Consider the following 12036-nt stretch of genomic DNA (forward strand, 5'->3'; position numbering starts at 1 on the left):
TTAGTAAGCGCCCGAGAGCAAGGCGCCGGCGCCCGGCACCACGGGCTCGAGGTCGAGTTGCTTGAGGATGGCGTAGGTGGTGGCGATGGCGGCCGTGATGACCGGCTTGCCGGTCATCGCCTCGACCTTGGCCACCGCCGGCAGGGACGGCATCTGCACACAGGCGGACAGCACGATGGCGTCCACATCCTTGGTGTTCATCTGCGCGACGATGCCGGGCAGCCTGGCGGGGTCGTGGCGGCCCACTTCGAGGTTGTCGGGGATTTCCAGCGCGCGCCAGTCCACCACTTCGTAGCCTTCGTTACGGATGTAGTCCACCACCAGCTCGGTCAGCGGCTTCATGTAGGGCGCAACCACGGCGATGCGCTTGGCGCCGATCACCTTGAGCGCATCGATCAGCGCACCGGCGCTGGTGACCACGGGCGCGTCGGCGCCGTTGGCGGCCGTATGGGCCTGCAGGCGCTTTTCAGAGACGCGGTGGTAGCCGTGGCCCATCGCCATGATGGCCACCAGGCAGGCATAGCCCAGCACGTCGACGCGGGCGTCACTCAGTTCCAGCGCGCAGCGGTCGGACTCGGCGTCCATGGCCGCCAACTCTTCCTTGACCACCTTCTTCATGCGCATGCGGCTGGAGTGGAAGGTGAACCGCTCGGGCCGCACCTGCTGGCGCGCGAGCAGCATCGCGGGGATTTCGGTTTCCATCGTGGTGTTGGAACTCGGCACGATCTGGCCGATCCGGAAAGTCTTTTGCACGGGGCGCTCCGTTGTTTCGGGGTTCAAAGCTTGAGAATGCGTTCGGCATTGCCATGGCAGACAAGGCGGCGGGTGGCCTCATCCATCGGTGCCTGCTCGATAAAATCCGCCGCGATCGCCGTGGATTCGTAGGGATAGTCGACCGAGAACAGCACGGCCTCGGCGCCCATCTCGGCAATGGCGCCGTTCAGCGCTGCCGGCGAGCACACGCCCGACGTGGTGATCACGATATTGCTGCCGATGTATTCCGACGGCTTCTTCGCCAGCTTGATGCCATGCGAGTACACCGCAAAGCGGCTGTCGAAGCGCCAGCGCTGGAACGGCAGCCCCTCGCCCATATGGCCAAGGATGAGCTTGAGCCGGGGGAAGCGGTCGAACACGCCGCCGAACACCAGACGCAGCGCGTGGCTGGCCGTCTCCACGCCCCAGCCCCAGGCCGCGCCGCTGATTTCGGGATGGCCCGAATACATATGCGGCGCGACAAAGGCATCGGTCGGATGCAGGTACATGGGCACATCCAGCGCTTGCATGCGCTCCCAGAACGCGTCATAGGAAGGATCGTCGTAATACACGCCCTGCGTGTGGCCGTTGACCAGCGAGCCCTTGAAGCCAAGCTGCTTCACGGCGCGCTCCAACTCGTCCGCGGCCGTGACGGGGTCATGCATCGGCAGCGCGGCAAAGCCAGCGAAGCGCGTGGGGTGGCGCGCCACCTGCGCCGCCAGGAAGTCGTTGTTCTCGCGGGCACGGCCAATGGCGGCAACGCGATCCGTCTCGCCCTGCACGCCCGGGCCGGTCTGCGACAGGATGGTGAGATCGATGCCGGCACGGTCCATCTCGCCAATGCGGATGTCGTCGAAATCCGCCAGGCGCCTGGCGAGATCGGCCATGACCGCTGCGTCGATATGCTGGAGGTATCCCTTCGAATAGGCCTGGAAACCGGTGGCCATGAAGTGCTCTTCCAGGGCGATCTTCCGAATTCTCGTCATGCTGTGGCGACTCCTGTTTGGGTGGGGGCTTGCTAATTGATCAGTATGCTGAGCATTTTTAATATAGCAACGAGGTTGGGGAATGTCTAGCCGGAGCCAAAAGGGTTAACCCCCATAACACTGACAAATTCTGCTCAGTACACTGATTGAAATTACTCAGCATGCTGACAGTGTGGAGAACACACACGGGCAGGCTGACCTGCCCCCCCGGAGAGAAACGACCATGACGATCAGCCTGGCCAATGACGGTGCCGCCGTGCGCAAGCAGGGCATGACAAGGGAAGAACGCAAGGTGATCCTCGCGTCGTCTTTCGGGGCGCTGATGGAGTGGTACGACTTTTATATCTACGCGGCGCTGGCGGTCTACTTTGGTGCATTGTTCTTCCCGCCCGGCAACGAGACCACGGCTTTCCTCGCCAGCCTTGCCACCTTCGGCGCGGGCTTCCTGGTGCGCCCGGTGGGGGCGTTGCTGTTCGGCCGGCTGGGCGACAAGATCGGCCGGAAGCACACCTTCCTGGTGACGATCCTGCTCATGGGGATCGCCACGGTGGGCGTCGGATTGTTACCCACCTATGGCCAGATCGGCATCACCGCCACCATCCTGCTGGTGGTGCTGCGCCTGCTGCAGGGGCTGGCGCTGGGCGGTGAAGTGGGTGGCGCGGTGACCTACGTCGCCGAGCATTCTCCGGTGGAAAAACGCGGGCTATACACCAGCTCCCTGCAGACCACGGCCACGCTCGGCCTGCTCTCGTCGCTGCTGGTCGTATACCTGCTCAAGACATTGCTCACCGAGGCGCAGTTCCGCGAATGGGGCTGGCGCTTGCCGTTCCTGGTCTCGTTCCTGATGCTGGTGGTGTCGGTCTACATCCGCGGCAAGCTGCATGAGTCGCCGATCTTCGCGCGCATGAAAGCCGGCAATGCCACGTCGAAATCCCCCATCCTGGACAGCTTCACGAACTGGGCCAACCTGAAGTACGTGCTGCTGCTGTTCGTGGTGGCATCCGGGCTCGGCGCCATCTTCGGCACCGGTCATTTCTACACGATGTTCTTCGTCAACAAGACGCTGCACGTGCCGCTGGAGCTGGTTCACCTGCTGATCGGCATCGCGCTGGTGATCGCCACGCCCTGCTACCTGTTCTTCGGCTGGCTGTCGGACCGGATCGGGCGCAAGCACATCATGATGGCCGCCTGCCTGCTGGCGGCGCTGGCCACCCAGCCCATCTTCAGGGCGCTGACGCACTACGCCAACCCGGCGCTGGAGCAGTTCCAGCAGCGCAACACGGTGCAGCTGCGCGCCGGCGACTGCCACTTCCGCCTGTTTGCCGAGCCGGTGTCGGCGTGCGACAAGGTCAAGGGCTACCTGACGGATCTTGGCGTCGGCTACGAATTCACGCAGATCGATGCCAGCGCGCAACCCGATCTGCGCATCGGCGACACCACGCTGCAGGGCTTTGACAAAGCGGCGATCAAGCAGGCGCTGGTGGCCGCCGGCTGGCCGGAGCACGCGGACCCGGCCGCCATCAACCGCCCGATGCTGTTCCTGATGTTGCTGATCCCCATTCTCTTGCTCGCCATGGTGTACGGCCCGCTGGCGGCATTCATGGTCGAGCTGTTCCCGGCGCGCATCCGCTACACGTCGCTGTCCCTGCCCTTCCACCTGGGTGCGGGCTGGGTCGGCGGCATGCTGTCGTTCGTCGTGACGGCGATGAACGTGTCCAGCGGCAATGTGTACTTTGGCCTCTGGTATCCGGTCTCGATCGCCGCCATCGCCTTTGTCGTCGGCATGGTGTTCGTGCCCGAGACCCGTGGCCGCAACCTTGACACCTGATCCCGCCGTGCCCTCTGTAGCCCTGTAGCCCGGCTTCGTCCTCTGGCGCAAAATTTGCTCAGTACACTGCATTTAATATTCAGCATACTGATCGCTGCACCAAGACGAAGCCATCCTGTTCCCCCCCGGTTCCTGAACCCCATTCACCCTGTCTGGAGCGCCCCCATGAAGTCTCTTCACAACGCACGCCGCACCTCGATTCCCGCCCTGATCGCCCTGTTATGCAGCACCGCCGCGCTGGCGGACGCCAACGGCGTCAAGGTTGGCGTGATTACCGATATGTCCGGCTCCTACGCCGATCTTTCGGGCCGCGGCTCGGTGCTCGCGGCGCAGATGGCCGTGGAAGAGTTCGGCGGCAAGGCGCTCGGCAAACCGGTCACGGTGCTCTCTGGCGACCACCAGAACAAAGCGGACATCGCCTCGTCGCTGGCGCGCCGCTGGTTCGACACCGATGGCGTGGACATGGTGATCGATTTCCCCAACTCCTCCACCGCGCTGGCGGTGCAGGAAATCGCCAGGCAAAAGCAGAAGATCAATATCGTCTCCACCGGCGGCGCCATGGCGCTGACCAACCAGAACTGCTCGCCCACCGGCTTTCACTGGGGCTGGGATACATATTCGGTGTCGGCGCCGCTGGTCAAGCGGCTGATCGCCGACGGCAAGAACAGCTGGTACTACATCACCGTGGACTACGCGCTGGGCCAGTCGCTGGAATCGGACTTCCGCAAGGAGGTGGAGGCCAGCGGCGGCAAGAACGTGGGCAGCACCAAGCATCCGCTTAACGCCAGCGACTTCAGCAGCCCCATCGTGGCTGCCTCTGTGTCCAAGGCCAAGGTGGTGGTGCTGGCCAACGCCGGCAACGACATGATCAACGGCGTCAAGGCCGCGGGCGAATTCGGCCTGATCAAGGGCGGACAGACCGTGATCACGCCGTCGACCTTCATCACCGACCTGAAGAGCCTGGGCCCCAGCGTGGCGCAGGGGCTGACCTATGTGGACCCGTTCAAGCTCGACCTCGACGCCAGGTCAAAGGCCTTCGTCGAGCGCTTCTACACCAAGCACAAGGCTTACCCGACGCACGGGCAGATCGGCGTGTATTCCGGTGTGCTGCACTACCTGAAGGCGGTTGAGGCGGCCAGGACGGTGGATGGCCCGGCGGTGGCGGAAAAGATGCGCGCCCTCGCGGTCAACGACGACTTCGTGCATGCCGGCAAGGTGCGCGTGGATGGCCGCATGGTGCATGACATGTACCTGGCGCAGGCCAAGACGCCGGCGGAGTCGAAGGGCCCGTGGGACCTGGTCAAGTACATCGGCACCATCCCCGGCGACTCGGCATTCCGCCCGCTGTCCGCCAGCGAATGCGCACTGGTGAAGAAGTGAGCCGCGATGCAGAACCAACCTGCCAAGACCAAACAGCGGAGCACGCATGAGCCAGGCTGACGTCATCCTTGAAACCCGGGGCCTCACCAAGGAGTTCAAGGGCTTCACCGCCGTCAGCAAGGTCGACCTGCGCGTTCGGCGCGGCGCCATCCACGCCCTGATCGGGCCCAACGGCGCCGGCAAGACCACGTGCTTCAACCTGCTGACGAAGTTCCATGCGCCCTCCGCCGGGACCATCCTGTTCAATGGCGAGGACATCACGCGGGAGCGCCCCGCCCAGATCGCCCGCAAGGGCGTGATCCGGTCCTTCCAGATCTCGGCGGTGTTCCCCCAGCTCACCGTGATGGAGAACGTGCGGGTGGCGCTGCAGCGCAAGCTCGGCACCGCTTATCACTTCTGGAAGAGCAAGCGCTCGCTGGACGAACTCAACGACCGCGCGCTCGCGCTGCTCAAGGCCGTCGGCCTTGAGGGCTTTGCCGACCTGCCGACCGCCGAGCTGGCCTATGGCCGCAAGCGTGCGCTGGAGATCGCCACCACGCTGGCCATGGACCCCGAGCTGATGCTGCTCGACGAGCCCACGCAAGGCATGGGGCACGAGGATGTGGAGGTGGTGACCGCCCTGATCAAGCAGGTTTCCGCGGGACGCACCGTGCTGATGGTGGAACACAATATGAGCGTGGTGTCGTCCATCGCCGAGCGCATCACCGTGCTCCAGCGCGGCGCCATCCTGGCGGAGGGACCATACGAGGAAATGACGCGCAACCCGCAAGTGATGGAAGCGTACATGGGCACGGCCGATGCCGCCCTGACGGAGGCCGCATGATGAGCCAGCCCACCCCCGCCCTGCAGATCCAGGACCTGCACGCCTGGTACGGCGAATCCCACATCCTTCACGGCGTGGACCTGAGCGTCAACCCGGGCGAGGTCGTCACCGTGCTGGGCCGCAACGGCGCGGGCCGCACCACCACCATGCGCGCCATCATGGGGCTGGTCGGCGCCCGCAAGGGCTCGATCCGCGTCAACGGCGCCGAGACCATCGGCATGAAGACGCACCGCATCGCGCCGCTGGGCCTGGGCTATTGCCCGGAGGAACGCGCGATCTTCTCCAGCCTGTCGTGCGAGGAAAACCTGATGCTGCCACCGGTGTTCAAGCCTGACGCTGCAACGTCAGGCCGCGAGCCGATGCCGCTGGACGAGATCTACGCGATGTTCCCCAACCTGTGGGAACGCCGCAAGAGCCAGGGCACGCGCATGTCGGGCGGCGAGCAGCAGATGCTGGCCGTCGCCCGCATCCTGCGCACCCGCGCGAGCGTGCTGCTGCTCGATGAAATCTCCGAAGGCCTGGCCCCCGTCATCGTCCAGACCCTCGCCAGAATGATCACCACGCTCAAGAAACGCGGCTACACCATCGTCATGGTGGAGCAGAACTTCCGCTTCGCCGCGCCACTCGCCGACCGCTTCTACGTGATGGAGCACGGCCGCATGGTGGAGTGCTTCGATGCCAGCGCGCTCGCGCGCAAGATGCCCACGCTGAACGCCCTGCTTGGCGTGTAAGGAACCATCGTCATGGAATTTTTTGGCATACCCATGCCCGCCCTGCTGAGCCAGTTGCTGCTCGGACTCGTCAACGGCTCGTTCTACGCCATCCTGAGCCTGGGGCTGGCAGTCATCTTTGGCCTGCTCAATGTCATCAACTTTGCCCACGGCGCCCTGTTCATGCTGGGCGCCGTGCTGGCCTGGATGGGCCTGGCCTACCTGGGGCTGAGCTACTGGCTGATGCTGCTTCTCGCCCCGCTCGTCACCGGCGTGCTGGGCGTGGTGCTGGAGCGCACCATGCTGCGCCGGCTCTATCGCTTCGATCACCTCTATGGCCTGCTGCTGACGCTAGGCATCTGCCTGCTGATCGAGGGGCTGCTGCGCTCGGCGTATGGCGTCTCCGGCCTGTCCTACGCCACGCCCGAGGCGCTGACCGGCGCCACCAGCGTGGGCTTCATGGTGCTGCCCAACTACCGCGCCTGGGTGGTGGCGGCCTCGCTGGTGGTGTGCTTCGCCACCTGGTACGTGATCGAGAAGACGCGGCTTGGCGCCTACCTGCGCGCCGGCACGGAGAACCCGCGCATGGTGGAAGCATTCGGCATCAACGTGCCGTTGCTGGTCACGCTGACCTACGCCTTCGGCGTGGGGCTGGCCGCCTTTGCCGGCGTGCTGGCCGCGCCCGTGATGCAGATCTCGCCCCTGATGGGCCAGAACCTGATCATCACCGTGTTCGCCGTGGTGGTGATCGGCGGCATGGGCTCGATCCTCGGTTCCATCTTCACCGGGCTGGGCCTGGGCGTGTTCGAAGGCATGACCAAGGTGTTCTACCCGGAAGCCTCGGCAACCGTCGTCTTCGTGGCCATGGTGTGCGTGCTGATGGTGCGCCCCGCCGGCCTGTTCGGAAAGGAAAAATAATGACCTTTGACTCTCGCGCAAGACTGACTGGCGCCTTGCTGATGGCGGCCGTCGCGCTGGCGCCCTTCCTCGGCGCCTACCCGGTGCTGGCCATGAAGCTGATGTGCTTTGCCTTGTTTGCCTGCGCCTTCAACCTGCTGCTGGGCTTTACCGGGCTGCTGTCGTTCGGCCATGCCGCGTTCTTTGGCGGCGCGGCCTATGCCTGCGGCTACGTGATGAAATCCCTGCACGCCACGCCGGAGCTCGGCCTGCTGGCCGGCACGGCGTTCGGCGCGCTGCTCGGCCTGGCCTTTGGCGCGCTGGCGATCCGGCGCCAGGGCATCTACTTTGCGATGGTGACGCTGGCGCTGGCGCAGATGTTCTACTTCTTCTGCCTGCAGGCCCCGGTGACGGGCGGCGAGGACGGCTTGCAGGCGGTGCCGCGCGGCAGCCTGTTCGGGCTGCTCTCGCTGGAGGGCGACCTGACGATGTACTACGTGGTGTCCATCGTGGTCGGCGCCGCACTGCTGCTGATCGCGCGGGTGGTGAACTCGCCTTTCGGTCAGGTGCTGCGGGCCATCAAGGAGAACGAGCCGCGCGCCATCTCGCTGGGCTACGACACGGACAGGTTCAAGCTGCTGGCCTTTGTGCTGTCGTCCGCGCTGGCGGGACTGGCAGGCGCCTTGAAGACGCTGGTGCTCGGCTTTGCCACGCTGACCGACGTGCACTGGGCCATGTCCGGATCCGTCATCCTGATGACGCTGGTGGGCGGCATGGGCACCTTGTCCGGGCCGATCCTGGGCGCGCTGGTGATCGTCGCGGTCGAGAACAAGCTCGGCGATGCCGGCAGCAGCCTGGCCGCGATGACGGGGGTGGACTGGTTCAATACGCTGGGCGAGTCGGTCAGCATGGTCACAGGCCTGATCTTCGTGGTCTGCGTGCTCACCTTTCGCCGCGGCATCATGGGCGAGGTGCAAGCGCTGCTGGAGCGCCGGGCCGCGCTGGCGCGCCCTGCCCCGGCCAGCGCCGCCGCGCCCTTGCACGGCCACTGCGCCACTGCGGCCACCTCGGCGACGCTCAAGGGTTAACGCTGATTCAGTCGGCAATTTAAATCAGTACACTGATCATTAATACTCAGCATACTGATAAAAGGAGATGCATCATGGCTTGGACCAAGATCGCCACCACCGGCCAGCTTCAGGACGATGAAGTGATGCCGCTCACGCTTGGCGACGCGCAGCTGGCCTTGTACCGCAGCGAAGGGGAGTACTTCGTCACCGACAACGTCTGCACGCACCAGTACGCGCTGCTGTCCGACGGCTACCTGGAGGATGGCTGCATCGAATGCCCGCTGCACCAGGCGCGCTTCGATATCCGCACCGGGCAAGCCATGTGCGCGCCCGCCACCCAGGGCATCAAGGTCTACCCGGTCAAGATCGTGGACAGTGATGTCCTGGTCGATGTCATGGTCACAGCCTGAGCGCCGGCCATGTCACAAGACGCTCCCATCCTGATCATCGGCGCCGGCCAGGCTGGCGCCACGGCCGCCGCCGCGCTGCGCGCGCTGGGCCATGACGGCGGCATCGTCATGGTCGGCGGCGAGGCCCATGCGCCGTATGAGCGCCCGCCGCTGTCCAAGGCCGTGCTGGCGGACGAGCAGCAAGACGAACGCATCGGCGTGCACGCGGCCGGCTTCTATGCCGAGCGAGACATCGACTTGCGCCTGGCCACCACCGTGGCCTCGCTCGATCCCGCCAGCGCCACGGCGCATTGCACCGATGGCCAGGTGATTTCCTTCAGCCGTTGCCTGCTGGCGACCGGTGGGCGTGCCCGCACCCTGGCCGCCCTGCCCGAGGGCCAGCCCCGGGTGCATTACCTGCGCTCGCTCGCCGATGCGCGCGGCTTGCGGGCCGCGCTGCGCCGCGAGCGCGCGGTGCTGGTGATCGGCGGCGGCTTCCTTGGACTGGAAACCGCTTCCACCGCCCGCGCCATGGGGCTGGCGGTGACGGTGGTCGAAGCCGCACCGCTGTTGCTGCAGCGCGCCGTGCCGAGCGTGTTCTCGGACTGGCTGGCGCAACGCGTGCGCGGCCTCGGCATCGACCTGCGCCTGGGCTGCGCGATCGCGTCGATCCCGCCGGCTGTGGACGAAGTTGCCATCACGCTGGCCGACGGCACTGCCCTGCGCGCGCCGCTGGTGGTGGTGGCCATCGGGCTGCACCCCAATGTGGGCCTGGCCGAGGCAGCCGGGCTTGCGCTGCACCCGGGCAACGGCGGCATCCAGGTCGACGCGCACTGCCGCACCAGCGCGCCGGGTGTGTTTGCCGCCGGCGATTGCGCCAGCCAATACCAGCCGTTGTTTGGCCAGGAGATGCGCCTGGAGTCATGGCAGAACGCCAATGAGCAGGCCCGCATCGCCGCGGCCGCCATGCTCGGCGTGACGACGGCCCCGGCCGCCTTGCCCTGGTTCTGGACCGACCAGCTCGGCTGCAATATCCAGATGCTGGGCGCCATGGATCCCACCCTGCGCTACGCGCTGCGCGGCAGCACAGAAGCCCCCGACGCCGGCACGCCCCCCAGATTCCTGCTGCTTGGCATGGCCGGCGCGCAACTGCGCCACGCCATTGCCGTCAACGCGGGCGGCGACCTGCGCCAGCTTCGCAACCTGATCGAACAAGGCACCGCCTGCGATATCGGCTTGCTGTGCGACACCGCCCTGCCCTTGAAGCAGGCGGCGCGCGAAGCCGCCGCCGTGCGCGCGAGCGAAACCCAATCCTGAACGAGGAACGAAACATGTACCAGACCCATGCGGTCATCAACCGCACGCCGCGCGCCAAGGATGCCGAACTGGCCGCCTGCCAGTGGCCGGAAGACGCCCTGCATTTCATCCCTGACTGGGTGTACACCAGCAATGCCGTGTACGACCTGGAACTGGAGAAGATCTTCCGCGGCCGCTCGTGGAATTTCGTCGCGCTGGAGGCCGAGATTCCCAACTCGGGCGACTTCAAGCGCTCTTACGTCGGGCCGACGCCCGTCGTCGTGGCGCGCGCTGAAGACGGCTCCGTCAATGTCTTCGAGAACCGCTGCGCGCACCGCGGCGCGGAGTTCTGCCGGCATGGCCAGGGCAACGCCAAGGAGTTCGTCTGCCCGTATCACCAGTGGTCCTACGACCTGAAGGGCAACCTGCAGGGCGTGCCGTTCAAGCGCGGCGTGAATCGTGCAGGCGGCATGCCCAAGGACTTCCGCAATGAAGACCATGGCCTGGTGAAGCTGAACGTGGCCACGCGCAACGGGGTGATCTTCGCCTCGTACGCCAACGACATGGAACCGCTGGACGTGTATATGACGCCGGAAATCCTCAAGGATTTCGATGTGGTGTTCAACGGCAAGCCGCTCAAGGTCCTCGGGTACTACAAGAACGAGTTGCCCTGCAACTGGAAGATGTACCACGAGAACCTGAAGGACCCGTACCACGCCACGCTGCTGCACTCCTTCCTGGTGGTGTTCGGCCTGCTGGTCGCCGGCAACGACTCCGCCATGATCGCCGACCCGGTGCACGGCCGCCACGGCACCATGGCCTCGGCCAAGAAAGAAGACAAGTACGCGGCGGTGAGCGACGAGAACAAGAAGGAGATGCGCTCCTACCACGAAGGCATGCGCCTGCAGGACGACCGCTTCCTGGAGTACATCAAGGAGTTCGATTCGCCGTGGTCCGTCACCATGCAGACCATCTGGCCGAACCTGATCGTGCAGCGCGAGATGAACACGCTGGGCGTGCGCCAGATCGTGCCCAACGGCCCGGACAGCATGCTGATGCAGTGGACCATGTTCGGCTATGAGGACGACACCGAGGAGATGACGCGCCACCGCCTGCGCCAGGGCAACCTGATGGGCCCGGCCGGCTTCCTTGGCCTGGAAGACAACGAGGCGATGAAGTTCGTGCAGGAAGGCGTGCGCCGCTCCAGCACCGACCGCAATGTGCTGAAGCTCGATCCCGGACACGTCGGCACCGCCAACTCGCTGATCTCGGAGTCCGCGATCCGCGCCATGTACCAGTACTACCGCAGCGTGATGGGGTTCTGAACAGCATGACACCGACAATCACCCCAACCATGACACCGATGGCGCATAGCCTCTTTCGCCCCTGCCAGCTGGCCCCCGCGCGCGCGCAAGCGCTGCGCATGGAGATCGACGCCTTCCACAGCGAATACTGCGCCGTGCTCGATGCCGGCATGGTGGAAACGTGGCCCGAGTTCTTTACCGAGGATTGCATCTACCGCGTCACCGCGCGGGAGAACGTGGAACTCGGGTTGCCGGTGGGGCTCGTCTATGCAGAAGGCCGCGGCATGATGCACGACCGGGCGGTGGCGATTGCGCGCACCCAGATGTTCGCGCCGCGCTATATGCTGCATCTCGTCACCAATACGCGCGTCACCGATGAAGGCGAATCTGGCGAGATCCAGGCCCAGGCCAGCTTCCTGCTGCTGCAAACGCTGGTCGAAGGCCCCACCACCATCCACATGGCGGGCACGTATCACGACCGCTTCGCCCGCGTCGAGGGCAAGCTGCTGCTGGCCGAGCGCCAGGTCGTGTACGACACCACCATCATCGCCAACGACCTGGTGTATCCGGTCTGAGCGAGTGTAGTCCAGGCGCCGGCGC

12 protein-coding genes are annotated in these 12036 nt (G+C 65.3%); 10 read left to right on the top strand and 2 right to left on the bottom strand.

Translation table 11 applies throughout. The features are described from left to right. Both F7R26_RS31365 and F7R26_RS31370 read right to left on the bottom strand, forming a co-directional pair. On the bottom strand, positions 1-753 hold the full coding sequence (locus tag F7R26_RS31365; RefSeq protein WP_150986104.1) for an aspartate racemase/maleate isomerase family protein: 753 nt from the start codon (positions 751-753) through the stop codon (positions 1-3). 23 nt (positions 754-776) lie between these two features. Beyond that, entirely contained in the window at positions 777-1739 is a 963-nt protein-coding gene (locus tag F7R26_RS31370; protein ID WP_150986103.1) for an amidohydrolase family protein, read from the bottom strand. A gap of 223 nt (positions 1740-1962) precedes the next feature. Between F7R26_RS31370 and F7R26_RS31375 the strand changes: the two genes are divergently transcribed. From F7R26_RS31375 to F7R26_RS31420, 10 genes are all read left to right on the top strand, one after another. Then, positions 1963-3567 carry an MFS transporter gene (locus F7R26_RS31375; protein ID WP_150986102.1) on the top strand — a complete coding sequence of 535 codons (1605 nt, stop codon included), beginning with the start codon at positions 1963-1965 and terminating at the stop codon, positions 3565-3567. A gap of 165 nt (positions 3568-3732) precedes the next feature. After that, on the top strand, positions 3733-4947 hold the full coding sequence (locus F7R26_RS31380; protein WP_241754601.1) for an ABC transporter substrate-binding protein: 1215 nt from the start codon (positions 3733-3735) through the stop codon (positions 4945-4947). A gap of 46 nt (positions 4948-4993) precedes the next feature. After that, positions 4994-5770 carry an ABC transporter ATP-binding protein gene (locus tag F7R26_RS31385; RefSeq protein WP_150986101.1) on the top strand — a complete coding sequence of 259 codons (777 nt, stop codon included), beginning with the start codon at positions 4994-4996 and terminating at the stop codon, positions 5768-5770. Next, the gene (locus F7R26_RS31390; protein WP_150986199.1) at positions 5770-6501 is read left to right on the top strand and encodes an ABC transporter ATP-binding protein; all 732 of its coding nucleotides are present in this window, start codon (positions 5770-5772) and stop codon (positions 6499-6501) included. The genes F7R26_RS31385 and F7R26_RS31390 overlap by 1 nt, the downstream gene beginning before the upstream one ends. Before the next feature lie 12 nt (positions 6502-6513). After that, positions 6514-7398: a branched-chain amino acid ABC transporter permease gene (locus tag F7R26_RS31395; RefSeq protein ID WP_150986100.1), complete on the top strand. Its 885-nt coding sequence runs from the start codon at positions 6514-6516 to the stop codon at positions 7396-7398. Then, positions 7398-8465, top strand: coding sequence for a branched-chain amino acid ABC transporter permease (locus F7R26_RS31400; RefSeq protein WP_150986099.1), 1068 nt, complete (start codon positions 7398-7400; stop codon positions 8463-8465). The genes F7R26_RS31395 and F7R26_RS31400 overlap by 1 nt, the downstream gene beginning before the upstream one ends. Before the next feature lie 74 nt (positions 8466-8539). Next, entirely contained in the window at positions 8540-8857 is a 318-nt protein-coding gene (locus F7R26_RS31405; RefSeq protein ID WP_150986098.1) for a non-heme iron oxygenase ferredoxin subunit, read from the top strand. 9 nt (positions 8858-8866) lie between these two features. Further along, complete coding sequence (locus F7R26_RS31410; RefSeq protein ID WP_150986097.1) at positions 8867-10153, top strand: NAD(P)/FAD-dependent oxidoreductase; 1287 nt, start codon at positions 8867-8869, stop codon at positions 10151-10153. Positions 10154-10167: 14 nt separating this feature from the next. Beyond that, on the top strand, positions 10168-11457 hold the full coding sequence (locus F7R26_RS31415) for an aromatic ring-hydroxylating dioxygenase subunit alpha (RefSeq protein WP_150986096.1): 1290 nt from the start codon (positions 10168-10170) through the stop codon (positions 11455-11457). 38 nt (positions 11458-11495) lie between these two features. Further along, on the top strand, positions 11496-12011 hold the full coding sequence (locus F7R26_RS31420) for an aromatic-ring-hydroxylating dioxygenase subunit beta (protein WP_170301875.1): 516 nt from the start codon (positions 11496-11498) through the stop codon (positions 12009-12011). Positions 12012-12036: the final 25 nt, after the last annotated feature.

Source organism: Cupriavidus basilensis, assembly GCF_008801925.2.
Classification (GTDB): domain Bacteria; phylum Pseudomonadota; class Gammaproteobacteria; order Burkholderiales; family Burkholderiaceae; genus Cupriavidus; species Cupriavidus basilensis.

What these genes read in the sequence shown, in the direction of transcription:
- F7R26_RS31375 (WP_150986102.1), top strand. Translation starts at nt 1,963, where the DNA reads ATGACGATCAGCCTGGCCAATGACGGTGCCGCCGTGCGCAAGCAGGGC.
- F7R26_RS31400 (WP_150986099.1), top strand. Translation starts at nt 7,398, where the DNA reads ATGACCTTTGACTCTCGCGCAAGACTGACTGGCGCCTTGCTGATGGCG.
- F7R26_RS31405 (WP_150986098.1), top strand. Translation starts at nt 8,540, where the DNA reads ATGGCTTGGACCAAGATCGCCACCACCGGCCAGCTTCAGGACGATGAA.
- F7R26_RS31370 (WP_150986103.1), bottom strand. Translation starts at nt 1,739, where the DNA reads ATGACGAGAATTCGGAAGATCGCCCTGGAAGAGCACTTCATGGCCACC.
- F7R26_RS31415 (WP_150986096.1), top strand. Translation starts at nt 10,168, where the DNA reads ATGTACCAGACCCATGCGGTCATCAACCGCACGCCGCGCGCCAAGGAT.
- F7R26_RS31380 (WP_241754601.1), top strand. Translation starts at nt 3,733, where the DNA reads ATGAAGTCTCTTCACAACGCACGCCGCACCTCGATTCCCGCCCTGATC.
- F7R26_RS31390 (WP_150986199.1), top strand. Translation starts at nt 5,770, where the DNA reads ATGAGCCAGCCCACCCCCGCCCTGCAGATCCAGGACCTGCACGCCTGG.
- F7R26_RS31410 (WP_150986097.1), top strand. Translation starts at nt 8,867, where the DNA reads ATGTCACAAGACGCTCCCATCCTGATCATCGGCGCCGGCCAGGCTGGC.
- F7R26_RS31385 (WP_150986101.1), top strand. Translation starts at nt 4,994, where the DNA reads ATGAGCCAGGCTGACGTCATCCTTGAAACCCGGGGCCTCACCAAGGAG.
- F7R26_RS31420 (WP_170301875.1), top strand. Translation starts at nt 11,496, where the DNA reads ATGGCGCATAGCCTCTTTCGCCCCTGCCAGCTGGCCCCCGCGCGCGCG.
- F7R26_RS31395 (WP_150986100.1), top strand. Translation starts at nt 6,514, where the DNA reads ATGGAATTTTTTGGCATACCCATGCCCGCCCTGCTGAGCCAGTTGCTG.